At 62.3% G+C, this 25,997-nt stretch carries 19 protein-coding genes and 1 pseudogene; 7 read left to right on the top strand and 13 right to left on the bottom strand.

What is annotated here, in order from left to right; translation table 11 throughout:
- Positions 1-93: 93 nt before the first annotated feature.
- Positions 94-471 (top strand): annotated as a pseudogene (locus tag ACIP02_RS21585) (acetyl-CoA C-acyltransferase); the annotation flags it as partial.
- Between the two features lie 641 nt (positions 472-1,112).
- Here ACIP02_RS21585 and ACIP02_RS21590 read toward each other — a convergent pair.
- Positions 1,113-1,628, bottom strand: coding sequence for a DUF4880 domain-containing protein (locus ACIP02_RS21590; RefSeq protein WP_400620315.1), 516 nt, complete (start codon positions 1,626-1,628; stop codon positions 1,113-1,115).
- Positions 1,629-2,062: 434 nt separating this feature from the next.
- The gene (locus ACIP02_RS21595; RefSeq protein WP_400620318.1) at positions 2,063-2,374 is read right to left on the bottom strand and encodes a DUF6124 family protein; all 312 of its coding nucleotides are present in this window, start codon (positions 2,372-2,374) and stop codon (positions 2,063-2,065) included.
- A gap of 130 nt (positions 2,375-2,504) precedes the next feature.
- Between ACIP02_RS21595 and ACIP02_RS21600 the strand changes: the two genes are divergently transcribed.
- Complete coding sequence (locus ACIP02_RS21600) at positions 2,505-3,170, top strand: LexA family protein (RefSeq protein WP_400620321.1); 666 nt, start codon at positions 2,505-2,507, stop codon at positions 3,168-3,170.
- A gap of 101 nt (positions 3,171-3,271) precedes the next feature.
- Positions 3,272-3,886 carry a LexA family protein gene (locus tag ACIP02_RS21605; RefSeq protein WP_400620324.1) on the top strand — a complete coding sequence of 205 codons (615 nt, stop codon included), beginning with the start codon at positions 3,272-3,274 and terminating at the stop codon, positions 3,884-3,886.
- Between the two features lie 230 nt (positions 3,887-4,116).
- Here ACIP02_RS21605 and ACIP02_RS21610 read toward each other — a convergent pair whose 3' ends face one another.
- From ACIP02_RS21610 to ACIP02_RS21625, 4 genes are read right to left on the bottom strand one after another with little or no spacing between them, the layout of a single operon-like run.
- The gene (locus ACIP02_RS21610; protein WP_400620327.1) at positions 4,117-6,069 is read right to left on the bottom strand and encodes an acetyl/propionyl/methylcrotonyl-CoA carboxylase subunit alpha; all 1,953 of its coding nucleotides are present in this window, start codon (positions 6,067-6,069) and stop codon (positions 4,117-4,119) included.
- Complete coding sequence (locus tag ACIP02_RS21615) at positions 6,066-6,881, bottom strand: gamma-carboxygeranoyl-CoA hydratase (protein WP_400620330.1); 816 nt, start codon at positions 6,879-6,881, stop codon at positions 6,066-6,068. The genes ACIP02_RS21610 and ACIP02_RS21615 overlap by 4 nt, the downstream gene beginning before the upstream one ends.
- A gap of 3 nt (positions 6,882-6,884) precedes the next feature.
- The gene (locus ACIP02_RS21620) at positions 6,885-8,492 is read right to left on the bottom strand and encodes a carboxyl transferase domain-containing protein (protein ID WP_400620333.1); all 1,608 of its coding nucleotides are present in this window, start codon (positions 8,490-8,492) and stop codon (positions 6,885-6,887) included.
- Positions 8,493-8,512: 20 nt separating this feature from the next.
- The gene (locus ACIP02_RS21625) at positions 8,513-9,676 is read right to left on the bottom strand and encodes an isovaleryl-CoA dehydrogenase (RefSeq protein WP_400620336.1); all 1,164 of its coding nucleotides are present in this window, start codon (positions 9,674-9,676) and stop codon (positions 8,513-8,515) included.
- Positions 9,677-10,023: 347 nt separating this feature from the next.
- Here ACIP02_RS21625 and ACIP02_RS21630 point away from each other — a divergent pair, with 347 nt between their 5' ends.
- Positions 10,024-11,706: an AMP-binding protein gene (locus ACIP02_RS21630; RefSeq protein ID WP_400620339.1), complete on the top strand. Its 1,683-nt coding sequence runs from the start codon at positions 10,024-10,026 to the stop codon at positions 11,704-11,706.
- Between the two features lie 300 nt (positions 11,707-12,006).
- On the opposite strand, the gene ACIP02_RS21635 is transcribed toward ACIP02_RS21630, so the two are convergent.
- From ACIP02_RS21635 to ACIP02_RS21645, 3 genes are all read right to left on the bottom strand, one after another.
- Positions 12,007-12,234: a hypothetical protein gene (locus tag ACIP02_RS21635; protein ID WP_400620342.1), complete on the bottom strand. Its 228-nt coding sequence runs from the start codon at positions 12,232-12,234 to the stop codon at positions 12,007-12,009.
- Positions 12,219-12,614, bottom strand: a complete 396-nt coding sequence (locus ACIP02_RS21640) for a hypothetical protein (protein WP_400620344.1) — start codon at positions 12,612-12,614, stop codon at positions 12,219-12,221. Before ACIP02_RS21640 ends, ACIP02_RS21635 begins: the two co-directional genes overlap by 16 nt.
- A gap of 242 nt (positions 12,615-12,856) precedes the next feature.
- Positions 12,857-13,018 carry a hypothetical protein gene (locus ACIP02_RS21645; RefSeq protein WP_400620347.1) on the bottom strand — a complete coding sequence of 54 codons (162 nt, stop codon included), beginning with the start codon at positions 13,016-13,018 and terminating at the stop codon, positions 12,857-12,859.
- Between the two features lie 141 nt (positions 13,019-13,159).
- On the opposite strand from ACIP02_RS21645, the gene ACIP02_RS21650 reads away from it, so the two are divergent.
- From ACIP02_RS21650 to glgB, 3 genes are all read left to right on the top strand, one after another.
- Entirely contained in the window at positions 13,160-15,178 is a 2,019-nt protein-coding gene (locus ACIP02_RS21650) for an alpha-1,4-glucan--maltose-1-phosphate maltosyltransferase (RefSeq protein WP_400620349.1), read from the top strand.
- Positions 15,179-15,351: 173 nt separating this feature from the next.
- Positions 15,352-18,672 carry a maltose alpha-D-glucosyltransferase gene (treS, locus tag ACIP02_RS21655; protein ID WP_400620351.1) on the top strand — a complete coding sequence of 1,107 codons (3,321 nt, stop codon included), beginning with the start codon at positions 15,352-15,354 and terminating at the stop codon, positions 18,670-18,672.
- On the top strand, positions 18,669-20,879 hold the full coding sequence (gene glgB / locus ACIP02_RS21660; RefSeq protein ID WP_400620354.1) for a 1,4-alpha-glucan branching protein GlgB: 2,211 nt from the start codon (positions 18,669-18,671) through the stop codon (positions 20,877-20,879). Before treS ends, glgB begins: the two co-directional genes overlap by 4 nt.
- Positions 20,880-20,996: 117 nt before the next feature.
- On the opposite strand, the gene ACIP02_RS21665 is transcribed toward glgB, so the two are convergent.
- The 4 genes from ACIP02_RS21665 to ACIP02_RS21680 form a co-directional block, all read right to left on the bottom strand.
- Complete coding sequence (locus ACIP02_RS21665) at positions 20,997-22,073, bottom strand: autotransporter domain-containing protein (RefSeq protein ID WP_400620357.1); 1,077 nt, start codon at positions 22,071-22,073, stop codon at positions 20,997-20,999.
- Positions 22,074-22,390: 317 nt separating this feature from the next.
- A complete protein-coding gene (locus tag ACIP02_RS21670; protein ID WP_400620359.1) occupies positions 22,391-23,185 on the bottom strand; it encodes an endonuclease/exonuclease/phosphatase family protein in 795 nt (264 codons plus the stop codon).
- 175 nt (positions 23,186-23,360) lie between these two features.
- Positions 23,361-25,514, bottom strand: a complete 2,154-nt coding sequence (glgX, locus tag ACIP02_RS21675; RefSeq protein WP_400620362.1) for a glycogen debranching protein GlgX — start codon at positions 25,512-25,514, stop codon at positions 23,361-23,363.
- A gap of 154 nt (positions 25,515-25,668) precedes the next feature.
- Entirely contained in the window at positions 25,669-25,983 is a 315-nt protein-coding gene (locus ACIP02_RS21680) for a DUF2934 domain-containing protein (protein ID WP_400620365.1), read from the bottom strand.
- Between the last annotated feature and the right edge of the window lie 14 nt (positions 25,984-25,997).

Genomic DNA, 25,997 nt, shown 5'->3' on the forward strand with positions numbered 1-25,997 from the left:
CCGACACAGCAGTGCTATGCAGCTGTCTCCAATAGAGTATGAGAAACGCTATTTCCTGAGCTTGGAGAGTGTCTAGGAAACCAGGGGCGATTCAGTCTGACTCCACTGGGAATGTTCATCGACTTCGCGGTGATTGGATGCGAGCCAGATGAAATGGGCATCGGCCCCGTTTTTGCTGTTCCACGACTATTGGCAAGGCATGGACTGACAGTCGCTGACGTGGACCTGTGGGAGCTCAATGAAGCCTTTGCAGTGCAGGTGCTGTATTGCAGAGATCGCCTGGGTATCGATGACTCGAAACTGAATGTCAATGGTGGCTCAATTGCATTGGGTCATCCCTACGGGGCAAGTGGAGCGCGAATGATTGGGCACTTGCTCATCGAAGGGAAGCGTCGCGGTGCTCGCTATGCCGTCGCAACTATGTGTATCGGCGGAGGTCAGGGAGCAGCCGCATTGTTCGAGATTACTTAGGCTGTCATCTGACAATCGCCCTGTTAAGGAAAGCCTAGGATGATGGCACTATGATTGATTTAGAGGTGCGACTACCACGGAGGGGCTACTCGCCAATCTCCATCGGTGTACGTGCGGGCTGCAGTATGGCGCTCTACGAAATGGCTTTCGCACACGACCAGGTCAATAAATGACACGTGCTTTGGCCTGGGACGTAAGGCGCGTTGTCGTCGAAGTCTCATCGAGAACGAAGCAGTTGGCTCACTGGGTCGAACCAGCTCGTTGAGCCGCGACGCGATCACTATGTGCGCGCCCGTTGAAAGCTTGGCAAAATGAGTCCAGAATTAAGGCTATCCCTGTTTCGGGGATGGCTGAAAACGCTGATTTTTCAACGGCTCGCAGGCCCGATGCGAGTCTCGTTTCCCGCTCCAAATTCGATCCTCAGTGCGTCGCTGGGATCACGGAAGAAGAGGCCTTAATGGCCTCTTTTTTTGTGCCTGAAATTTAGCTCTCGCCCTTATTGTCCCGGCTCAGGCTGGCGTTGACCCGCGCCTTCAAAAAATATCTTCAACCATCCTGTATCAGGTTCCAAACCCGATGGGTGCGCGTGTTCCATGCAGTGTTTGCGACATCTTTGTTCGTGCAAAGCCTAAGGACGCTGATCAGGCCCACAACCCAAACACCACCAACACCGCCACGCCAAGCCCGACCGCAACCGAACAACCGCCCAGCGACAACGCCGCCCGACCTTGCCGATACCAGCCATCATGGCCAAGCTGCCGAGCCGGTGCGAGCAACCTGCGCCAACGCAATTCCGTCTCGTGAAACGCCTGCAAGTTCGCCTGGTCCGCATCCAGCCAGCGGCGGAAGTCGATACGCTCGCACGCGGTCACCTGTGGGCTTTGCAAACGCACGTACCATTGCCCGGCAACACTCGCCAGCACATCCCGGCGCGAGCGGCCGACCTGCAGGGCTTGGTCCATGTTCCGCTCGACAATGGCCAAGGGTAGGTCAAGGCGGGCAGCGATGGCGGCGAAGTCCAATTGGTCGAGGCGGTTGAGCAGGAACACTTGCTGTACGCGCCGTGGCAGCCGCTTCAGGGCATGCAGCAGGGCGTCGTCGGCATGGTGTTCGGCAACAGCGGTTGGGTGCTCAAGGGGCAGCAGCAGACGGGCCATGGACAGCTCCTTGCTCTAAATGGGGAGGGATGGGGGCATCTTCCTTGATGCGTGATCAGCGTAGGATAAACGAGAATGATTCGCAAGTGCTGATTCCGCAAAGTTTTGTAACGAGCGTTCACGCCCTGAAACACCTTTGCTATCATGCGCGCCATCACGATCTTCATTAGCCTGAAGAGCCAAAAAAAAGACCCGGCAAAAAGCCGGGTCAAAAACCGTGATTAGCCTGATGAGGAGATAATCTGAGAGCGACCTAAGCTTTCAGGTTATCCAGCAGATCTCGCGATCAGCTGAGTGCAATAATAATCGTTATCATTTGCCAGTCAAATGAATTTTTATCAATCCGGTAAAAAAGTTTTACCGTCGCGCTTCCTTGTCCCGGCAATCGGGGCCTTTGCCGTTACCCGGCCATCACGTTTTCTCCCTTCTTTTTCCTACAAACCCCGCTCCCCGGTGTGTTTGTGCTCCAGCAGTGCGCGGGCCATATCCATCATGTGCATCAGGGCGAAGGTCAGTTCGCGTTGGCTGCCGTGCTGGTGGCTGGCGGTTTCCTGTGCGGTGGCGGCGGCGCAGCGCAGCAGGGCGATGGCGTGTTCCTGCGCCTGGTCGCCGGTTACGCCTTCGTGCAGTGTCCAGATCTTGTTGTCCAGGCTGGGGCGTGGCGGGTTGGGGTTGAGGTAGTAATCGAGGGCGCGGCGGGCGGCTTCGCTGTCGAGATCTGTTTCGTCGTTTTTCGATGGTTTCATCCTGATACCTGCTAGAGCCAGTAAGGAAAGGGGTCAGACCGATACTAATACCTATAGTATTTTTGTGCTTTGATATAAATAATACTGAATGTTTATTGAGCGCTAGAGGGCAGTCCGTATCGTGCCAGCGATGAATATGGATAAATGGATTGCCCTCGTCCGTGACCGGATGGAGGAGCTAGGGCTCACCCAAGAGCAGCTTGCCGAGCGCGTTGGCGTGTCTCAGGGCAGCGTCGGGCATTGGGTGAACAAGCGGCGTCAGCCGAAAATCGAGTCGATGAACCGTACGTTCGTCGAGATCGGCATGCCTCACTACAACGTCAGTTTGCAGCTGCGCATCCAGGGGCAGGTTGGCGAGGAGCGCGGCGTTTATGAGATGGATGACGATGATGATGAGCTGGACCTCATGCAATACATCGTGTGTTTCCGCTATCCGGTGCTGGGGTGGAGCGAGTTAGGGGCAGCAGAGACTGAAGAGCCTGGGGTATTCGAGCAGACCGACTACCTGGCGCAGGGCAAGGCGTTCTGGCTGACCGTGGAAAACGATGCCATGAGCGCCGTGAGTGGTCGCAGTGTGCCGCAGGGTATGCGGATGTTGGTAGACCCTGGAATAGAGGCGGAGCCGGGGCGTCTGGTGATCGCTCGTCAACCGGGCAAACCGGCGATTTTCCGTGAGCTGGCCGAGGAAGGTGGTGAGCGGTACCTTAAAGCATTGAACAGCAACTACCCGGCACTGCTTTGCGAAGAGGGTTGCGAGGTTTTGGGAGTAGTCGTGCGAGTGCATGGCGTCTTCTAGCACGTCGGGGCTGCTGCGCAGCCCTATCCGACCGGTCCGACGCCTCGGCAAGGCCGCTCCCACAGGGATGGCGCAAATTATGGAACTGCGGTACCCCGCTCATGGAAGACTGGAACGCATTTCTCAAGCGCTACAAGCGCGAACATAACCTCAGCCAACTCAAGCTGGCCGAACGCCTGGGCATGACTCAAGGCGGTGTGGGGCATTGGCTGCGTGGTACGCGGCGGCCGACGCTGGAGACCATCAACGAAAAGCTTGAGATGTTAGGGCTGGTGTTTCTGCAGGCCCGGGTCATGGTGGTTGAGCGTGACGTCGTGACTGATGCGCCAGGGCGCAATGCCAGCTTTCGTTTCCCGGTGCTGGCTTGGGCTGACTTGCAGGGGCCATTGCCTGAAACGAGCAAGTCTTTTGAGCAGACGGACTACATGCCTGCCGGCAATGCGTTCTGGCTGGCCGTAGAAAACGACGCGATGAATGCGGCCAGTGGAAAGAGCGTGCCCGAGGGCATGCGGGTGCTGGTGGATGCCGGCCTGCTGGCAGAGCCAGGTAGGCTTGTAATTGCACGGCAACCGGGGCGGTCGGCAGTGTTGCGGCAGTTGGTCGAGGAGGGCGGCGACAAGATGCTCAAGCCGCTGAATACGCGCTACCCGACGGTTTTGTGTGAGGATGGCTGTGAGTTTCTGGGCGTGGTCGTGCGGATGCATGCGGCCTTATAAATTGCCGGGGCTGCTGCGCAGCCCAATCGCGACACAAGGCCGTTCCCACAGGGAACGCGTGAGTCCGAGGACTGCGCGGTACCTGTGGGAGCGGCCGTGGCCGCGAACACCGGCGTAGCCGCTGCCATGCACCGCGTCGCTTGCTTCGCGGGCATGCCCGCTCCCACAGAGATTGCGCAAGCTTTCAGATTTTCAATTGGGCACAGGGCCGCAAAGCGGCCCTAATGGCCTTACTCCACCAGTTCGACCAGCACCGTCCCTTCGCTGACCATGTCCCCTTCCAGGCAGAACAACGCCTTCACCGTCCCGGCATGCGGCGCGCGAATGCTGTGTTCCATCTTCATCGCCTCAAGCACCACCAGCGCCGTGCCTGTTTCAACCACCTGCCCAGGTTCGACCAGCACCCGCACGATGCTGCCGTTCATGGGCGCGCCCAGGCCGCCTTGATGGCTGTGGCTGGCCTCCGCCTTGGCAATCGGGTCGAAGGCTTCGATCGCATGCATCTCGCCGTCCCACTGCAGGTACAGCGTGCCACCCCGGCGAATGGCCAAGTGCTGGGTGCGCACCCCATCCTGGTCATGCACCAACTGCTCGCCAAGCAACTGCCAGGTAGAAGCAGCGCTGCGCTCCAAGGCAACCGCCTGATCCTGACTACCACTCACCAAATGCAGGCTTGCGCGTGCGGGCAAGCCCAGGCGCAGGCCGTTGCGCTCCCCCCATGGCGAATCACGGTCATCTTCCCGCTGCTGCCCGGCCTGGCCTTGCAGCCACGCCTCGGCTGCCGCCTCCCAGAAGGCTGCAGGCAACGCCTGTGGCGCTGGCAGCAAAACGTCCTGGTGGCGTGGAATAAAGCCAGTATCCAGCTCCGCCGCCGCAAACGCCGGGTGCGCCAGAATGCGCCGCAGGAAGGCAATGTTGGTCTTCAACCCGCCAATGGCAAACTCATCAAGCATGGCCAGCAAACGCAGGCGCGCCTGCTCGCGGTCTTCGCCCCAGGCAATCAGCTTGCCCAGCATCGGGTCGTAGAAGGGCGACACCACATCGCCTTCGCTGACACCGCTGTCCACTCGACGGCCTTCGCCGGCAGCGGACTCACGGTACAACGTCAGCCTGCCGGTCGCCGGCAGGAATTCGTTGGCCGGGTCTTCGGCATACAAACGCACCTCAATGGCATGGCCGACCAGCGGCACCTGCTCTTGGGTGATCGGCAGCGCTTCACCACAGGCCACGCGAATCTGCCAGGCCACCAGGTCAAGGCCGGTAATGGCTTCGGTGACCGGGTGCTCCACTTGCAAGCGGGTGTTCATCTCCATGAAGAAGAACTCGCCGCGCGCATCGAGCAGGAATTCCACGGTGCCGGCGCCCACATAACCGATGGCCTGGGCCGCGCGTACCGCCGCCTCACCCATGGCCCGGCGCAGTTCTGGTGACAGGCCAGGGGCAGGCGCCTCTTCGACCACTTTTTGATGGCGACGCTGGATCGAGCAGTCGCGCTCGTTGAGGTATAGGCAATTGCCGTGCTGGTCGGCGAATACCTGGATCTCCACGTGCCGCGGCTTGAGCACGTATTTTTCCACCAGCATGCGCGCATCGCCGAACGACGACTGTGCCTCACGCTGGGCCGAGGCCAGGGCGTCGGCCAGTTGGCTTTCTTCCTCGACCACTTTCATGCCCTTGCCGCCGCCGCCGGCGCTGGCCTTGAGCAGCACCGGGTAGCCGATGCGTTCGGCGGCGGCGCGGAAGGTGTCCAGGTCCTGGGCTTCGCCGTGGTAGCCCGGCACCAGTGGCACCCCGGCAGCTTCCATCAGTGCCTTGGCCGCCGACTTGCTGCCCATGGCGTCGATAGCGCTGGCCGGCGGGCCAAGGAAGATCAGCCCGGCCTGTTCGATGGCGCGGGCAAAGCCGGCGTTCTCGGACAGGAAGCCATAGCCTGGGTGGATGGCCTGGGCGCCGCTGGCCTTGGCGGCGGCCAGCAACTTGTCGACCAGCAGGTAGCTGTCGGCAGCCTTGGTGCCGCCGAGGTCAACGCGGATATCGGCCTCGCGGCTGTGCCGGGCGTCACGGTCGGTGGCGCTGTGCACGGCAACGGTGGTCAGGCCCATGGCCTTGGCGGTGCGCATCACCCGGCAGGCGATTTCGCCACGGTTGGCGACCAGCAGGGTGGTCAAAGTGGGGCGGCTCATGGGCGCGGCTCCTTCTTGTCATCGGTTTGCCAGGCAGGGCGGCGTTTTTCCAGAAAGGCGCGCAGGCCTTCTTGGCCTTCGGCGCTGACGCGGATACGGGCGATGGTGTTTTCGCAGTAGCGGCGCAGGGCCGGGCTGAGTTCGCCATCGTCCACTTCGCGCAGCAGGTCCTTGGTGGCCCGCAGCGCCTGCGGGCTGTTGTGCAGCAGGTTGCTTATCCAGGCTTCGACCTGGGCGTCCAGTTCGCTGGCCGGGTACACCTCGGCCAGCAGGCCCAGCTCTCGCGCCCGCTCGCCGCTGAAGCGTTCGGCGGTGAGGGCATAGCGGCGCGCTGCACGCTCGCCAATGGCCTTGACCACGAACGGACTGATGACGGCCGGGGCCAGGCCGATGCGCACTTCCGACAGGCACAGCTGGGCGTCTTCGGCGCCTATGGCCATATCGCAGCAACTGATCAGGCCCAGCGCACCGCCAAAGGCCGCACCTTGCACCACGGCCAGGGTGGGCGTCTTGAGGCGGTGCAGGGCGTACATCAGCTCGCCCAGCTCGTGGGCGTCATCCAAATTGGTGTTGAAGTCCAGCTGCGCCGACTGCTGCATCCAGGCCAGGTCGGCGCCGGCGCTGAAGTGCCGGCCACGGCCACGCAGCAGCACAAAACGCAGGCCTGAATCTTCGGCCAACTGGTCGATGGCGACGATCAGCTCGCGGATCATCAGTGCGTTGAAAGCGTTGTTCTTATCCTCGCGGCTTAGCCACAGGGTGGCGAAGCCGCGTGGGTCGCGGATCACTTCGAGGGTGCTGAAATCGCTCATGGGTCACATCCGGAAAATGCCGAAGCGGCTCTGTTCGATCGGGGCGTTCAGCGCGGCGGACAACGCCAGGCCGAGCACGTCGCGGGTCTGCGCCGGGTCGATGACACCGTCGTCCCACAGGCGGGCGCTGGAGTAGTAGGGGTGGCCTTGGTGCTCGTACTGGTCAAGAATCGGCTGCTTGAGCTTGGCTTCGTCCTCGGCACTGAAGGCCTGGCCGCTGCGTTCGCTCTGCTCGCGCTTGACCTGGGCCAGCACGCCAGCCGCTTGTTCAGCCCCCATCACGCCAATGCGTGCGTTGGGCCACATCCACAGGAAGCGAGGGTCGTAGGCGCGGCCACACATCCCATAGTTGCCGGCACCAAAGCTGCCGCCGATGATCACCGTGAACTTCGGCACCTGGGCACAGGCCACGGCGGTCACCAGTTTGGCGCCGTGCTTGGCGATGCCGCCTTCTTCGTACTTTTTACCGACCATGAAGCCGGTAATATTCTGTAGGAACAGCAGCGGGATGCCACGCTGGCAGGCCAGCTCGATAAAGTGCGCGCCTTTTTGCGCCGCTTCGGCGAACAGGATGCCGTTGTTGGCCAAAATCGCCACCGGGTAGCCGTGCAGGTGGGCGAAGCCACACACCAGGGTGGTGCCGAACAGCGCCTTGAACTCATCGAACACCGAGCCGTCGACCAGGCGCGCGATCACCTCGCGCACATCGAACGGTTGCTTGGCATCGGCTGGCACCACGCCGTACAGCTCGTCGGCGGCATACAGCGGCGCCACTGGGGCCAGGCGCTGCAGCTTGCCCAGCTTGTGCCAGTTGAGGTTGGCCACGCTGCGCCGGGCGATGGCCAGGGCGTGTTCGTCGTTGTCGGCATAGTGGTCGGCCACGCCGCTGGTGCGGCAGTGCACGTCGGCGCCGCCGAGGTCCTCGGCGCTCACCACTTCACCGGTGGCGGCTTTTACCAAGGGCGGGCCGGCGAGGAAGATGGTCGCCTGCTGGCGCACCATGATCGCTTCGTCTGCCATCGCCGGCACGTAGGCGCCGCCAGCGGTGCACGACCCCATCACCACGGCAATCTGTGGAATGCCTTGCGCGCTCATGTTGGCCTGGTTGAAGAAGATCCGCCCGAAGTGCTCGCGGTCGGGGAACACTTCGTCCTGGCGCGGCAGGTTGGCGCCGCCCGAGTCTACCAGGTAGATGCACGGCAAGCGGTTCTGCAGGGCGATGGTTTGCGCACGCAGGTGCTTCTTCACCGTCAGCGGGTAGTACGAACCGCCCTTTACCGTGGCGTCGTTGGCCACGATCATGCATTCCACGCCTTCGACGCGGCCGATGCCGGCGATCACGCCCGCAGCCGGTACGTCTTCGCCGTATACCTCATGGGCGGCCAGCTGGCCGATCTCAAGGAATGGCGAGCCCGGGTCCAGCAGGCGGTCGATGCGCTCGCGCGGCAACAGCTTGCCCCGCGAGGTGTGCCGCTCCTGGGCCTTGGGCCCGCCGCCCTGGGCGACCTGGGCGAGCAGGCCACGCAGGGCCTGGACCTGTTCGAGCATGGCCGCGCTGTTGCCGGCGAACTCCGCCGAACGCGGGTTGATCTGGGTGTGCAAGGTAGCCATGTGCGCCCGTCCCCTTATGCTCAGCGGGTTTCGTTGAACAGTTCGCGGCCAATCAGCATCCGGCGGATTTCGCTGGTGCCGGCACCGATTTCGTACAGCTTGGCGTCGCGCAGCAAGCGGCCAGCCGGGAATTCGTTGATATAGCCGTTGCCACCGAGAATCTGGATCGCCTCCAGGGCCATTTGCGTGGCGCGTTCGGCTGTGTACAGGATCACACCGGCGGCGTCCTTGCGGGTGGTTTCTGCACGGTCGCAGGCCTGGGCCACGGCATACAGGTAGGCACGGCTGGCGTTGAGCTGGGTGTACATGTCGGCGATCTTGCCCTGAATCAGCTGGAACTCACCGATACTCTGGCCGAACTGCTTGCGGTAGTGGATGTACGGCACCACCAGGTCCATGCAGCTTTGCATGATGCCGGTCGGGCCGCCGGACAGCACCACCCGTTCGTAGTCCAGGCCGCTCATCAGTACGCGCACGCCGCCATTGAGCTGGCCGAGGATGTTTTCCTCCGGCACCTCGACGTCATCGAAGAACAGCTCGCAGGTGTTGGAGCCGCGCATGCCCAGCTTGTCGAACTTGTTGCTGCGGCTGAAGCCTTTCCAGTCACGCTCGACGATGAACGCGGTAATGCCGTGGGCGCCCTTGTCCAGGTCGGTCTTGGCGTAGATTACGTAGGTGTTGGCGTCGGGGCCGTTGGTGATCCAGGTCTTGCTGCCGTTGAGCACGTAGCGGTCGCCGCGCTTTTCGGCGCGCAGTTTCATCGACACCACGTCGGAGCCGGCGTTGGGTTCGCTCATGGCCAGGGCGCCAATGTGTTCGCCACTGATCAGCTTGGGCAGGTACTTGAGCTTCTGCTCGTGGGTACCGTTGCGGTTGATCTGGTTGACGCAGAGGTTGGAGTGGGCGCCGTAGGAGAGGGCCACCGAGGCCGAGCCACGGCTGATTTCTTCCATCGACACCACGTGGGCCAGGTAGCCCAGGCCGGCGCCGCCGTATTCTTCCGACACGGTGATGCCCAGCAGGCCCATGTCACCGAACTTGCGCCACATGTCGGCGGGGAACAGGTTGTCATGGTCGATTTGCGCGGCGCGCGGGGCCAGTTCGGCGGCAACGAAGGTGCGGACCTGGTCGCGGAGCATGTCGATGGTTTCGCCCAGGGCGAAGTTCAGGGTGGGGTAATGCATGCTGGGGCACCTTGTTGTTCTTGAAATTGGGTTACACCGTAGCTCAGGGGTTTCTCTGGGGAGTGGCCGGGCTTTTGTGGGAGCGGGCTTGTCCCGCGAATGCGTAAGCAGGGTCACCGTCATTGCCTGACAAATCGCATTCGCGGGACAAGCCCGCTCCCACAAAAAACCGCCCCTCACACCAGCTTCCACAAATAGCATGGGTGTCGTTCATCACCTTTACGTTAACGTAAACCTGCCCGCGAGCACTGTCAATAAACTCGTCACCTTTACGTAAACGTAAATCTGCGCCAGAGTATTCCCGCTTGCTTCAGTCGTGCCCAGAACAACCACAAGAAGGGACACCCATGAGTCAACCGAGCTATACCCGCGGTCGCCAGGACCAACCCCTATTGACCCAGACCATCGGCCAGGCTTTCGACGCCACCGTGGCCCGCTGCGCCGAGGGCGAGGCCCTCGTATCGCGCCACCAAGGCTTGCGCTACAGTTGGCGGCAGCTGGCCGTACAGGTTGAAGTGCATGCCCGCGCGCTGATGGCGCTGGGTGTGATTACTGGCGACCGGGTCGGCATCTGGTCACCCAACTGCGCCCAGTGGTGCATCCTGCAGCTGGCCAGCGCCAAGGTCGGCGCGATCCTGGTCAACATCAACCCGGCCTACCGCGTGGGCGAGCTGGAGTACGTGCTGCGCCAGTCCGGCTGCCGTTGGCTGGTGTGTGCCGATGCCTTCAAAACGTCCGATTACCACGCCATGGTCCAGGAGCTGGTACCGGAGCTGGCCGGTGCCACTGCGGGTGAACTGGCCAGCCAAAGCCTGCCGGACCTGCGCGGTGTGATCAGCCTGTCTGCCAACCCGCCGGCCGGCTTCCTGCCCTGGCAAGTGCTGGCTGAGCGGGCAGGGCAGACCACCACCGAGGCCTACCTTGTCCGCCAGCGTAGCCTGCAGTTCGACCAGCCGGTGAACATCCAGTACACCTCCGGCACCACCGGCGCGCCCAAGGGCGCCACGCTCAGCCACTACAACATCCTCAATAACGGCTTCATGGTCGGCGAAAGCTTGGGCCTTAGCGAGCGCGACCGCATGGTGATCCCGGTGCCGCTGTACCATTGCTTCGGCATGGTCATGGCCAACCTCGGCTGCATCACTCACGGCAGCACCATGGTCTACCCCAACGACGCCTTCGACGCAGAACTCACCCTGCGCGCCGTGGCCGAAGAGCGCGCCAGCATCCTTTATGGCGTACCGACCATGTTCATCGCCATGCTCGACCACCCGTCGCGTGCGCACATGGACCTGTCGACCCTGCGCAGCGGCATTATGGCTGGCGCCACCTGCCCGATCGAGGTGATGCGCCGGGTCATTGGCCAGATGCACATGGCCGAAGTGCAGATTGCCTACGGCATGACCGAAACCAGCCCTGTTTCGCTACAGACCGGCCCCGACGACGACCTGGAGCTGCGCGTGACCACCGTCGGCCGTACCCAGCCGCAGCTGGAGAACAAGCTGGTGGACGCCGACGGCTGCATCGTCCCGCGCGGCGAGATAGGCGAGCTGTGCACCCGCGGCTACAGCGTGATGCTCGGCTACTGGGACAACCCGCAGGCTACCGCGCAAGCCATCGATCCGGCCGGCTGGATGCATTCAGGCGACCTGGCGGTGATGGACGAGCACGGCCATGTGCGCATTGTCGGGCGCAACAAGGACATGATCATTCGCGGCGGCGAGAACATTTACCCGCGTGAACTGGAAGAGTTCTTCTACACCCACCCGGCAGTGGCGGATGCGCAGGTGATCGGCATTCCGTGCAGCCGCTACGGTGAAGAGATTGTCGCTTGGATCAAGTTGCATCCTGGGCACAGTGCCACGGTCGAGGAGTTGCAGGGCTGGTGCAAGGCACGCATTGCGCACTTCAAGGTGCCGCGGCATATCCGCTTTGTCGACGAATACCCAATGACCGTGACTGGCAAGGTGCAGAAGTTTCGCATGCGTGAAATCAGTGTGGCGGAGATTTCGGCTGTTTCTGCGGGTTGATGTGCTGGGTCATCCGGCCCTTTCGCGGGTAAACCCGCTCCTACAAAGATCGCGCTGCAATCAAGGCCAGCGCGGTCCTTGTAGGAGCGGGTTTACCCGCGAAGCGGCCAAAGGCACGGCCTTAATTCCTTGACTTGAAATTATTTATATATCTGGCTATGCGTTGGTGGCGCGAGATCAGTTTTCCGGAGGTTTCGGCTTTTTCTGCTAGACGATGTGGTGGAGCATCTGGCCCTTTCGAGGCGTCAAACCGCCGCTAAGAGGCCAGTGTGGCCAGCTGTACTCTAAGCTTGAGCAGTATTACCCCGCCGATTCCAAGTAACGCGAGTAACGCTGCACCAGTTCCCGCAGTGTATTGCTGCCCCTCATTGCATCGCCCGGGGTCTCTCCGTGTTCCGCATACTCGCTGTTGATAGCATCCAGCGCCCAGTTGACCTTTTCCGGCCCCATTTCTGCCACTGAGCTATTCAGTTTCTCATCTTTCAAATAGTCCTCGTTGACGCCGGCTTCTTTCAGCTTTTCAAACACGTACTTCTTGCGTCGATTTGTACGAAGTCATCAGTCATGGTGGGAGCCTCCCAGAAGTTAAGAGGTCTCAGTTTCGGAGTGGGTGGGCAGAGGCACAACTGGCATTTTTGCCAGGTCAATGCGCGGGCAGGGTGGTGTTCCGAGGCAATTTCAATAGCACTGCATAGTCCGCCAGCCAGCTCGCCAACGGTCCGGTAGTCGCGTCTCAAACGGATGCGGTGATCTAACTCCAGCACCATCAGCGCGTACTCGCATTTGTCTTTGTCCAGATGTGCCAACGGCATGCCCATGGACGGATCGACAATTCCCGCATGTTGTAGGGCATCGAACACATACCGCAAATATTTCTCTTTCTCCCGCCAAATTGCGATATCCACCATAAATGAGTGCTCCGGTATGTTCGGGAGCGCTCAGCATCGTTTTAGTCCGGCACATGCGCTACTGGCAAAAATATCAGGTACCGGGCATGCGCTAGGGCATTCGGCGTCTTCGCGGCGGTTCGACGCCTCGATAAACCCGCGCCTACAAAGACCGCGCAGCATTCAAAGTCGGCGCGGTCCTTGTGGGACCGGGCTAACCCGCGAAGAGGCCAGCCCTGCCAGCACACAATCCTGGTCTACCCTTAACCCTTCACCGGTGGCTCCTGACTCGGCGGGTCGCCCACCGTGGGCGGCATGGTCGGCTTGATTGGCAGCTCGTCCGGCTCTTCTTCCGGGACCGGCGGCGGCAAGCTCGGGTCGTCGATGTTCGGATCGGGGGTTTCCGGTGGGATAGGAATGTTCATGGCCAGACCTCGCGTGGGTAAATGAAGAGGTGCTGCAGGCTTCGACCGCCGGTACCTGCTATTCGCTCAAATTTTTTGAACCCCCACGCGCGCGCGCGGCTCTGAACCCTTACCGCCACCAGCCCAAGGGAGCAAGGCCTGATGTCTCTTAACGAGCCCTTCGAAAGCGTGCCCATGGCCAATGACCACCCGGATCAGGCCATCAGCCTGGCGCAAGCCTTGCTGGCCCCGCGTATCGCAATCGAGGCCACCCAGCCGGTGCTCGACGGTGGGGCCTTTGCCGCCAAGGCCATCAGCAACCAGCCGGTGGCGGTCAGCAGCAAAGTGTTCACCGACGGCCATGATCGCATGGCGGTGGTGCTGAACTGGCGTCAGGCCGGCAGCCGGCGCGTCCACTGCGTGCCCATGACCTCGCCCGGTAACGACCTCTGGCTTGGCGAATTCACGCCGACCGAAATCGGCCCCCACCTGTTCAGTATCGAGGCCTGGGTCGACCCGTATGCCACCTACTGCTATGACTTGGAAAAGAAATTCCAGGCTGGGGTGGAGATCAAGCTGGAGCTTGAGGAGGGCCGTTTGCTGTTGGGCAAAGGCATCCAGCTCAGCGATGGCCCATTGCGCGAACAGCTGCAGGCGCTCGCGGATCGCTTGCTCTCGCTGTCGGTAGCGGATCAGGTTGCCTTGCTGCTCGGCGCCGAGGCCACGCGCCTGATGAGCGAGGCCGAGCACCGCAGCTATCTGACCCGCAGTATCGAATACCCGTTGGATGTAGACCGCCCCGCGGCGCAGTTCGCCAGCTGGTACGAGCTCTTTCCGCGCTCCATCACCGACGACCCCGAACGCCATGGCACTTTCAACGACGTACACCAACGGCTGCCGATGATCCGTGACATGGGCTTCGATGTGCTGTATTTCCCGCCCATCCACCCGATCGGCAAACAGCACCGCAAAGGCCGCAATAACGCCCTGCAGGCCCAGCCCGGTGACCCAGGCAGCCCCTACGCGATCGGTAGCGCAGAAGGGGGCCACGACGCCATTCACCCGCAACTGGGCAGCCGCGAAGATTTTCGCCGGCTGGTCTCTGCCGCCGCCCAGCACGGCCTCGAAATCGCCCTGGATTTCGCCATCCAGTGTTCGCAAGACCACCCCTGGTTGACCGAGCACCCGGGCTGGTTCAGCTGGCGCCCCGACGGCACCATCCGTTATGCCGAGAACCCGCCGAAAAAATATCAGGACATCGTCAACGTCGACTTCTACGCCCCCGATGCCGTGCCCAGCCTGTGGCTGGCCCTGCGCGACGTGGTGGTCGGCTGGGTGGAGGAGGGCGTGAAAACCTTCCGCGTCGACAACCCACACACCAAGCCGCTGCCGTTCTGGCAATGGCTGATTGCCAATGTACGTAGCCAATACCCTGACGTGCTGTTCCTTGCCGAAGCCTTCACCAAACCGGCAATGATGGCGCGGCTGGGCAAGGTCGGTTATGCGCAGAGCTACACCTACTTCACCTGGCGCAACACCAAGCAGGAGCTGCGCGAGTATTTCGAACAGCTCAACCAGCCGCCATGGAGCCAATGCTACCGGCCGAATTTCTTTGTCAACACCCCCGACATCAATCCCTTCTTCCTGCAACATTCCGGCCGCGCCGGCTTCCTGATCCGTGCCGCGCTGGCCACCATGGGGTCGGGCCTGTGGGGCATGTATTCCGGTTTCGAGCTGTGCGAGGCAGCGGGCTTGCCGGGCAAGGAAGAGTACCTGGACTCAGAAAAGTACGAGATTCGCCCGCGAGACTTCACCCAGCCGGGCAACATCATTGCCGAGATCGCGCAACTCAACCGCATCCGCCGGCAGAATCCGGCGCTACAGACGCACCTGGGCGTGGCGTTCTTCAACTGCTGGAACGACAACATCCTGTACTTCGCCAAGCGCACACCCGAGCGCGACAACTACATCCTCATCGCCGTCAGCCTTGACCCACACAATGCGCAGGAAGCGCATTTCGAGTTGCCGCTGTGGGAATTAGGCCTGGATGACGACGCCGAGACCCATGGTGAGGACCTGATGAACGGCCACCGCTGGTCGTGGTACGGCAAGACCCAGTTCATGCGCATCGAGCCCTGGCACCAGCCGTTCGGTATCTGGCGTATCGAGAAGGCCGGGTAACAACAGTGCCCAGCCCTTCTCCTGTGGGAGCGGACATGCCCGCGAACACCGGCAAAGCCGGTGCCATACGCCGCGGTGCCTGCTTCGCGGGCATGCCCGCTCCCACAGGGATTGTGTCAAGTCAGTTGCTTCTGCATCGGCCCACAGCAACCTGGAAATGAAAGGAGTCACCCATGGCCAAGCGTTCCCGCCCGGCAGCCTTCATCGACGACCCGCTGTGGTACAAGGACGCCGTCATCTACCAGCTGCACATCAAGTCGTTCTTCGATTCGAACAACGACGGCATCGGCGACTTTGCCGGCCTGATCAGCAAGCTCGACTACATCGCCGAGCTGGGCGTCAACACCTTGTGGCTGCTGCCGTTCTACCCTTCGCCACGCCGCGACGATGGCTACGACATCGCCGAATACAAGGCCGTGCACCCCGACTACGGCAGCATGGCCGATGCCCGCCGTTTCATCACCGAGGCGCACAAGCGCGGCCTGCGGGTAATCACCGAGCTGGTCATCAACCATACCAGCGACCAGCACCCGTGGTTCCAGCGTGCCCGCCACGCCAAACGCGGCAGCAAGGCCCGCGACTTTTACGTGTGGTCGGATGATGACCAGAAATACGACGGCACACGCATCATCTTCCTCGACACCGAAAAGTCCAACTGGACCTGGGACCCCGTCGCCGGCCAGTACTTCTGGCACCGTTTCTACTCGCACCAGCCCGACCTCAACTTCGACAACCCGCAGGTACTCAAGGCGGTGATCGGGGTGATGCGCTTCTGGCTCGACCTGGGTGTCGACGGCCTGCGCCTGGACGCCATTCCTTACCTGATAGAGCGCGACGGCACCAACAACGAAAACCTCGCCGAAACCCACGAAGTGCTCAAGGCGATACGTGCCGAAATCGACGCCAACTACCCCGACCGCATGCTGCTCGCCGAAGCCAACCAGTGGCCGGAGGACACCCGCCCGTACTTCGGCGAAGGTGATGGCGACGAATGCCACATGGCCTTCCACTTCCCGCTGATGCCGCGCATGTACATGGCCCTGGCCATGGAGGACCGTTTCCCGATCACCGATATCCTGCGCCAGACCCCGGAAATCCCCGCCAATTGCCAGTGGGCGATCTTCCTGCGTAACCACGATGAGCTGACCCTGGAAATGGTCACCGACCGCGAGCGCGACTACCTGTGGAACTACTACGCCGAAGACCGCCGCGCGCGCATCAACCTTGGGATTCGCCGGCGCCTGGCACCCCTGTTGCAGCGTGACCGCAGGCGTATCGAACTGCTCACCAGCCTGCTGCTGTCGATGCCCGGCACACCCACCCTGTACTACGGCGACGAGCTGGGCATGGGCGACAACATCTACCTTGGCGACCGCGATGGCGTGCGCACACCCATGCAGTGGTCGCCGGACCGCAACGGCGGTTTCTCCCGCGCCGACCCGCAGCGCCTGGTGCTGCCGCCGATCATGGACCCGCTGTACGGCTACCAGACGGTCAACGTCGAAGCACAAAGCCACGACCCGCACTCATTGCTGAACTGGACCCGGCGCATGCTGGCGGTGCGCAAGCAGCAGAAGGCCTTTGGCCGCGGCACTTTGCGCACCCTCACACCCAGCAACCGGCGCATCCTCGCCTACATCCGCGAGTACACCGATGCCGACGGCAATACCGAGGTCATCCTGTGCGTGGCCAACGTCTCCCGCGCCGCCCAGGCTGCCGAACTGGAATTGTCACAATTCGCCGACAAAGTACCGGTGGAGATGCTCGGCGGCAGCGCCTTTCCGCCCATCGGCCAGCTGCCGTTCCTGCTGACCTTGCCACCCTATGCTTTCTACTGGTTCCTGCTGGCCAGTCGCGACCGCATGCCCAGCTGGCACATCCAGGCCACCGAGGGGTTACCCGAATTGACTACGCTAGTACTGCGCAAGCGCATGGAAGAACTGTTGCAAGCCCCGGCAAGCGATACCCTGCAAGGCACCATCCTGCCGCAGTACCTGCCCAAGCGCCGCTGGTTTGCCGGCAAGGAAGCGCCGATCGACGCCGTGCGGCTTTGCTACGGTGTGCGTTTCGGCACCGCTACCACGCCGGTATTGCTGGGCGAAATCGAAGTACTCAGCGACGGCACGGCCAGCCGTTACCAGTTGCCGTTCGGCCTGCTGCCCGAAGAGCAGATCAACACCGCGCTGCCACAGCAACTGGCCCTGTCGCGGGTGCGCCGTGCCCATCAGGTCGGCCTGATAACCGACGCTTTCGTGCTGGAGCCCTTCATCCGCGCCGTGCTGCGCGCCTGCCAGGATGGCCTGCGCCTGCCGTGTGGCAATGGCGAGGGTGAACTGCACTTCGAAAGCACGCAGGCGCTGGCCAGCCTGGGGCTGAACGAAGAAAGCGAAGTGCGCTACCTCAGCGCCGAGCAGTCCAACAGCTCGGTGGTGATTGGCGACCGCGTAGTGCTCAAGCTGATCCGCCGGGTCAACCCAGGTATTCACCCGGAACTGGAAATGAGCGCCTACCTGACAGCTGCGGGGTTTGCCAATATTTCGCCACTGCTGGCCTGGGTCAGCCGGGTGGACGAGCAGGCGGCACCGCATTTGTTGATGATCGCCCAGGGTTACCTGAGCAACCAGGGCGATGCCTGGGCCTGGACCCAGAACACGCTGGAACGGGCCATTCGCGACCAGATGGAGCCGTCCAGCCAGGAGGGCGAGCCACACACCGACGCCCTGGCCGAACTCACCGGCTTTGCTGCCTTGCTCGGCCAGCGCCTGGGCGAGATGCACCTGCTGCTGGCTGCGCCAACCGATGACGAGGCTTTCCAGCCACGCCCAAGCGACGCACAGGACAGCCAGCGCTGGCATGCACAGATCAGCGCCGAGCTGACCCATGCCCTCCACCTGCTGGCCCAGCACCGCGACAGCCTCGACCGTGACAGCCAGGCGCTGGTCGACGACCTGCAACAACAGCGTGACGGCCTGGCCCAGCACATCAGCCAGCTGACCGAGCAGGCCCAGGGCGGCTTGTTGATGCGCGTGCATGGCGACCTGCACCTGGGCCAGGTGCTGGTGGTGCAGGGCGATGCCTACCTGATCGATTTCGAAGGCGAACCGTCCCGGCCGCTGCAAGAGCGCCGGGCAAAACACAGCCCGTACAAGGATGTCAGCGGCGTGCTGCGATCCTTCGACTATGCTGCTGCGATGATCTTGCGCAGCGCGTCTGCGGTGGACCTTTCCGACCCGGCGCGGCAAGCCCGGCAACGGGTCGCCCGGCAGTACCTGCACCAGTCGCGGCATGCCTTTGTCGAAGCCTATGGCCTGGCCACCGCCGCCATGCCCCACGCCTGGCAGCAGGCCGAAGGCGAGCGTGCCGCACTGGAGTTGTTCTGCCTGGAAAAGGCCGCCTACGAAATTACATACGAAGCCGAAAACCGTCCGAGTTGGCTGGCCGTGCCTTTGCATGGCCTGCATGGACTGATCAGTACTTGGGGAGAGTCAGAATGAACGTTACAACGCGTGAAAACGGCGGCCTTCGGCAACGGGACCTTGACGCCCTGGCCCGCGCCGAGCACGCCGACCCATTTGCGGTGCTGGGCCCCCATGGCGATGGCGCAGGCGGCCAGATCGTCCGCGCCTTCCTGCCCAATGCCCTGAATGTGCGCATTCTGGCGCGGCATGACGGGCGCGTCCTCGCCGAAATGGAGCAGGGCAGCCTGCCCGGTTTGTTCAGCGCGCACCTTGATGAGGCACACCCCTACCAGTTGCAGATCGGCTGGGCCGGTGGTGAGCAGATCACTGAAGACCCCTACAGCTTTGGCCCGCAACTGGGCGACATGGACCTGTACCTGTTCGCCGAGGGCAACCACCGTGACCTGTCCGGGCGCTTTGGTGCGCAGCCGATGCAGGTCGATGGCGTTGACGGCGTGTGTTTCTCGGTGTGGGCACCGAACGCCAAGCGGGTCTCGGTGGTGGGCGACTTCAACAATTGGGACGGCCGCCGCCACCCGATGCGCTTGCGCCACAGCGCCGGGGTATGGGAGCTGTTCATTCCGCGGCTGGGCGTGGGTGAAACCTACAAGTACGAAGTGCTCGGCAAGGACGGCATTCTGCCCCTGAAGGCCGACCCGCTGGCCCGTGCCACCGAACTGCCACCAAGCACCGCGTCCAAGGTGGCCGGTGAGCTCAGCCATGCCTGGCAAGACCACGACTGGATGGCGCAACGCGCGCAGCGCCATGCCTACAGCGCGCCACTGTCGATCTACGAGCTGCACCCCGGTTCGTGGCGTTGCGAGCTGGATGAAGCGGGCGAAGTCGGGCGCTACTACAACTGGCGCGAGCTGGCCGAACGCCTGGTGCCCTATGTGCAGGAGCTGGGCTTTACGCATATCGAGCTGCTGCCGATCATGGAGCACCCGTTCGGTGGCTCCTGGGGCTACCAGCCGCTATCGATGTTCGCCCCCACCTCGCGCTACGGCAGTGCCGAGGACTTCGCCGCTTTCATCGATGCCTGCCACCAGGGCGGCATTGGCGTGCTGCTGGACTGGGTACCGGCGCATTTCCCCACTGACGAACATGGCCTGGCTCGCTTCGACGGCACGGCACTGTACGAATACGACAACCCCTTGGAAGGCTACCACCAGGACTGGAACACGCTGATCTACAACCTCGGCCGCAACGAGGTGCGCGGCTTCATGATGGCCTCGGCATTGCACTGGCTCAAGCATTTCCACATCGACGGCCTGCGTGTCGATGCGGTGGCTTCAATGTTGTACCGCGACTATTCGCGCAAGGCCGGCGAATGGGTGCCCAACCGCCACGGCGGGCGCGAGAACCTCGAAGCCATCGACTTCATCCGCCACCTCAATGGCGTAGCTGCCGTCGAGGCTCCCGGGGCGCTGATCATCGCCGAAGAATCCACCGCCTGGCCCGGCGTCAGCCAGCCAACCCAGCAGGGCGGGCTGGGCTTTGCCTACAAGTGGAACATGGGCTGGATGCACGACACCCTGCACTACATCCAGAACGACCCGGTGCACCGCACCTTCCACCATAACGAGATGAGCTTCGGGTTGATCTATGCCTACTCCGAGCATTTCATCCTGCCCATCTCCCACGACGAAGTGGTGCACGGCAAGCACTCGCTGATCGACAAGATGCCCGGTGACCGCTGGCAGAAGTTCGCCAACCTGCGCGCCTACCTCACGTTCATGTGGGCGCACCCAGGCAAGAAGCTGCTGTTCATGGGCTGTGAGTTCGGCCAATGGCGTGAGTGGAACCACGACAGCGAGCTGGACTGGTACCTGTTGCAGTACCCCGAGCACCAGGGCGTGCAGCGCCTGGTCGGCGACCTCAACCGCCTGTACCGCGAAGTGCCGGCGCTGCACGAGCAGGACTGCCAGCCCCAAGGCTTCCAGTGGCTGATCGGGGACGATGCGCAAAACAGCGTGTATGCCTGGCTGCGCTGGAGCAGCGGTGGCGAGCCGGTGCTGGTGGTGGCCAACTTCACCCCGGTACCGCGCGAGGGCTATCGCATTGGTGTGCCGTTTGGTGAGCGCTGGCAGGAGCTGTTGAACAGCGATGCCGAACTGTATGCCGGGTCGAATGTCGGCAACCTTGGGGTGGTGGAGAGTGACGAGCAGGCCAGCCATGGCCAGCCATTGTCACTGGCGCTGAACCTGCCGCCGCTTGGGGTGTTGATCATGAAACCAGCCTGATCTTTTGCCTGTACCGGCCTATTCGCGGGTAAACCCGCTCCTACAGGGACCGCACAAGGTCTGAATCCTGTGCGGTCGTTGTAGGAGCGGGTTCACCCGCGAATAGGCCGACCCTGCCTACCAGCGCATCCGCACCCCAAGGCTACCAATCAGCCCATTCAAATCATTGTCATCCACATCACTGCTGTAATCGGCACTCACAAACAAGGCCACCGAAGGTGTCACCCGCGCCACCAGCCCCAGGCCCAGTTCCACCGTGGTCGAATACCGCGAGCTGGAGATCTTGTCGACCTGGTCGAGCTTCACCTCATCGGCGTTGCTGAAGTCATACCACACGTTGGTTCGCACATACGGTTCGATCGGCATGCCGCGCACCTCATAACGCCCGGACAACTTGGCGCCGACCCGGCCACTCCAGCTCGGCTGGCTGTCAAACGCCTGCAAGGTTTCTTCCTGGACCCGGCTGCCAGGGAAGAACTGCTGGTTGATCAATTGCGCCTGTGGCTCGATCACCCAGCTGCCACCCAGCTTGATGGGAATGCCACCTTCGAGGGAGAAGGTCATTGCGTGACCGCTGTCGTCCAGCCGCTGGCCGCTCTCGCCGCGGCCATCGACGTCGATGCGCGAGCCCATGGCCACGGCATCCAGGTGCCAACCCTGTTCATGGGTCATGCTCCAGTACACCCCCAGGCTTTCACCACTCAGGTTCACCGCATTGCGCTGCTTGTCGCCCAGCAGCGGGCGCATGCCGTTGAAGCTGCTTTGCAGGTTGTTGTGCCCGACGAAAATCCCCGCACGGTGCACATTGCCCGCAGCGGTTTCACGCACGAACAGGTCCGGGCCGATCATCAACTGCTGGCTGGGTGCTTCAAGCTGGTCTGGCGGCTGTGCACCGTTGCGTGTGCCGGCAGGAAAGAACTGCGCCCACTGGCTGGCAGTCAGGTCGGGTACTGCCTGCCCGTGGCGCTCGCTCATCCTTTGCGAAAAGGCATCCAGGGTGGCGATGTTCAAAGCACTGGCACTGACCGGGTCCAGCGATAGCTGGGGCACTACCGTCTGCTGCAGAAAGCCCGGCGAAGCGGGGTCGCCCTGCAGTTCGAACGCGAAAGTTTCCACCGGGGTTGCCAGAAGCAGCGACGTGGAAACCGCGTGGAAAAGACGGTCGAAGCGCAGCGGGCCCGAGGTGTTTTTCATGGCGGATCTCCTTTGTTTTTGTGGGGTACAGCCCATGGACTGGCCTGTTGTCACGAGCTGTACGGCAAAAACAGAGGGCGACGCAAACCAGCACGCCGGCTTTCGCAAACGCGCACAAAGGCGCGAGCTAGAGGCCCGGCACGAGATCTTTACGACTAGGTAATGTTCAGCTAAGGAGAGGTAGCCGCTTGCGTCAAGAAAGCGTGAAGGAACTGTTCATGTTCCGTGGTCCGGCTCAATCCGTTGATTTTCCTAGTAAACAAGTAGGGTATATCGGGGTTCGCTATTTGCCGCGCTGCGGCTATGAAGAATGATTGCTAGAGCCGCACTTCAACCGCCAGTGGCAGGTGATCTGAAAGGTGCGACCAAGGTTTGTGCCCCAGAATCCGCGGCCCCTGGCTTTCGGCATTGCGCAGGTAGATACGGTCCAGGCGCAGCAGCGGCAGGCGGGCAGGGTAGGTGCGGGCGAGGTGGCCGTGGTGCCGCTCGAAGGCCTCGTGCAAGTCACTCTGCAAACCGAGGGTACGGTTGCCGTGAGCCTTCCAGTCGTTGAAGTCACCGGCAATGATCACCGGGGCATCGGGGGGGAGGGAATCGAGCAGTTTGCGCAGCAGTTGCAGCTGTTGCTGGCGGTGGCTTTCCAGCAGTGACAGGTGCACACACACCGCATGCACCGGACCTTGCCCGGGTACATCGAGAATGCAGTGCAGCAGGCCGCGGCGCTCCGGCCCGGTGATCGACACATCGAGGTTGCGGTGTTCAATGATCGGGTACTTGGACAGCAGCGCGTTGCCGTGATGGCCGTCGGGGTAGACCGCGTTGCGCCCGTAGGCGAAATCGCTCCACATGCTGTCGGCAAGAAATTCGTACTGCGAGGTCTGCGGCCAGCCGGGGTAGCGTGCGGCGTGGCGGTCGTGGCTGCCGAGCACCTCCTGGAGGAAGACGATGTCGGCCTGGGTACTGCGCACCGCCTCGCGCAGCTCCGGCAGGATGAAGCGCCGGTTGAAGGCGGTGAAGCCCTTGTGGGTATTCACCGTCAGTACCCGCAGCCGCTTCACGGCCGGGGCCTGGTTGACGCTGGCGAAACCTTTACTACCGGCTTCGGGGTTCACGGTTACTCCTCGATCATACAGTTGGCGCAGATCTGTGTAGGAGCGGCCTTGTGTCGCGATCGGGCCGCATAGCGGCCCCAGCTATTTCTGCTGTGGCTGAAAACCCGGAGCCGCTGCGCGGCCCGATCGCGACACAAGGCCGCTCCTACAAAGGACTCGCGTCAGGCATTCAGGTTCACTCTTCGTCCCGCTGCAACACCATCAGCAACATCGACCGCCCCTTCACCTCGAAGGTACTGTCGAACTGCAGGTGCTGCCCCTTGCGCAGCTCCGGCCGGTCGGTATCCACCAGGCAACTCCAGTAATCGCCTTCAGGCACGCTTGGCAACTTGAACGGCACGATGTCGTGGTGCGCGTTGACGATCAGCAGTACCGTGGCCTCGGCGCCCGGACGGGCGATACCGCTTTCCTGCGCGCGGCCGTCGATCAGCATGCCCAGGCAGCGCCCATGGGGGTCTTCCCATTGCTCTACGCTCATCTCGTTACCGTCGGGCGCCAGCCAGGTCACGTCCTTGACCCCGATCGCCTCATTGTAGTCGCCCACCAAAAAGCGCGAACGGCGCAGCACCGGGTAGGTCAGGCGCAGGCGGGTCAGGCGCTTGACGAACTTCAGCAGCTCCTGGCCTTCGTCGTCGAGCTCCCAGTTCACCCAGCCAATTTCGCTGTCCTGGCAATAGGCATTGTTGTTGCCATGCTGGGTGCGGCTGAACTCGTCACCGGCAACGATCATCGGGGTACCCTGGGCAAACAACAGCGTAGCGAAGTAGTTGCGCATCTGCCGCATGCGCAGGGCATTGATCCCGGGGTCCTCGGTCGGGCCTTCAACGCCGCAGTTCCACGACAGGTTGTTATCGGTACCGTCCTGGTTGTTCTCTTCATTGTCCTCGTTGTGCTTGTCGTTGTACGAAACCAGGTCGCGCAAGGTAAAGCCGTCGTGGGCCGTAATGAAGTTCACCGACGAGTAGGGCCGCCGGCCGCGGTTGTTGAACATATCGCCCGAGGCCGTCATGCGCGCAGCAAAGTCGGCCAGCTGGCCTTCGTCGCCTTTCCAGAATGCCCGCATCGTGTCTCGGAAACGGTCGTTCCACTCCGCCCAGCCTGGCGCGAAATTGCCGACCTGATAGCCGCCGGGGCCACAGTCCCAAGGCTCGGCGATCAGCTTGACCTGACGCAGCAGCGGGTCTTGCCGGCAGGCAACCAGGAAGCTGTGCCGCTCGCTGTAGCCTTCGTGGTAGCGGCCGAGAATGGTCGCCAGGTCGAAGCGGAAACCGTCCACATGCATCTCCCCGGCCCAATAGCGCAGCGAGTCGGTGACCAGTTGCAGGACGCAGGGGTGGCTGAGGTCGAGCGTGTTGCCAGTGCCTGAATCGTTGATGTAGTAGCGTTTTTCATCGGGCATCAGGCGGTAGTACGAGGCGTTGTCGATGCCGCGCATGGACAGCGTCGGGCCGCGCTCGTTGCCCTCGGCGGTGTGGTTGTACACCACGTCAAGGATCACCTCCAGGCCCGCATCGTGCAGGTGCGCGACCATTTCCTTGAACTCGGCGATCTTGCCACTGGCCAGGTAGCGCGGGTGCGGGGCAAAGAACGCAATGCTGTTGTAGCCCCAATAGTTATTCAAACCTTTGTCCAGCAGGTGCTGGTCGTTGACGAAGGCGTGGATCGGCAACAGCTCGATGCTGGACACGCCAAGGTCCTTGATGTGTTTGAGCAACTCGTCATTGGCCAGGCCGGCGAAGGTACCGCGCAGGTTCTCCGGCACGGCCGGGTGGCGCATGCTGATGCCCCGGGCATGGGCTTCGTAGATGATGGTCTGCTCCCACGGTATCTGTACCCGCTCATCGCGGCCCCAAGTGAACGCCGGGTCGATTACTTTGCACTTGGGCACAAACGGCGCGCTGTCGCGCTCGTCGAACGACAGGTCGCCGTCGGGGTGGCCGATGGTGTAGCCAAACAAGGCTTCGGACCACTTCAGCTCGCCCACCAGTTGTTTGGCATAGGGGTCGATCAGCAATTTGTTGGGGTTGAAGCGGTGGCCGTTTTCCGGCTCGTACGGGCCGTATACGCGGTAGCCGTAAATCAGCCCGGGGTGCGCGTCCGGCAAGTAGCCGTGGTAGATCTCATCGGTGTATTCCGGCAGCTCGATGCGTTCCAGTTCCTTTTCACCGCTTGGGTCGAACAGGCACAGCTCGACCTTGGTGGCATTGGCCGAAAACAGGGCGAAGTTCACGCCCAGGCCGTCCCAGGTGGCGCCGAGGGGAAAGGGCAGGCCTTCGCGAATGCGCGATGGTGCTACAGAACGGGTTTTCTTTGGGGTGCGCGGGCTCATGACGATCCTCGAATGGCCGGGTGCAGGGAATGGAAGTGGCGCTTGCATGTGCCGGCCTCTTCGCGGGTGAACCCGCTCCTACAAGCACGCACAGGCGCTAGGCTGACGCTTGGCCTGTAGGAGCGGGTTCACCCGCGAAAGGGCCCGGGCAGGCTCATCCAGCAGTAGGCTTCTTAACCGCCCGTGGCTTTTTCGCAGCAGCTGGCTTAACGCCCGGCAATGCAGCCACCTTGGGCTCGGCTGGCGCCTTCGGCGCGGCTGCGGTTTTCGGCGCAGGCGCGGCTTTAGGCTTAGCCGCTGCCTTGGCCTTGCCTGCGGGCTTGGACTTGGCCTCTGGCGCCAGAGCCTCAGCCTCGGCTAGCTTGCGCGCCATGTCCCAATGGCGCTCTTCTTCACCCTCCGGCTTACCCTCCGACTCCCAGATCTGGTAGGCAAATTCGCGTACTCGTTTTTCATCGACACTCATCACGACGCTCCTGAATG

The sequence above is a fragment of the Pseudomonas sp. NPDC089408 genome, assembly GCF_044749445.1.
Lineage (GTDB): Bacteria > Pseudomonadota > Gammaproteobacteria > Pseudomonadales > Pseudomonadaceae > Aquipseudomonas.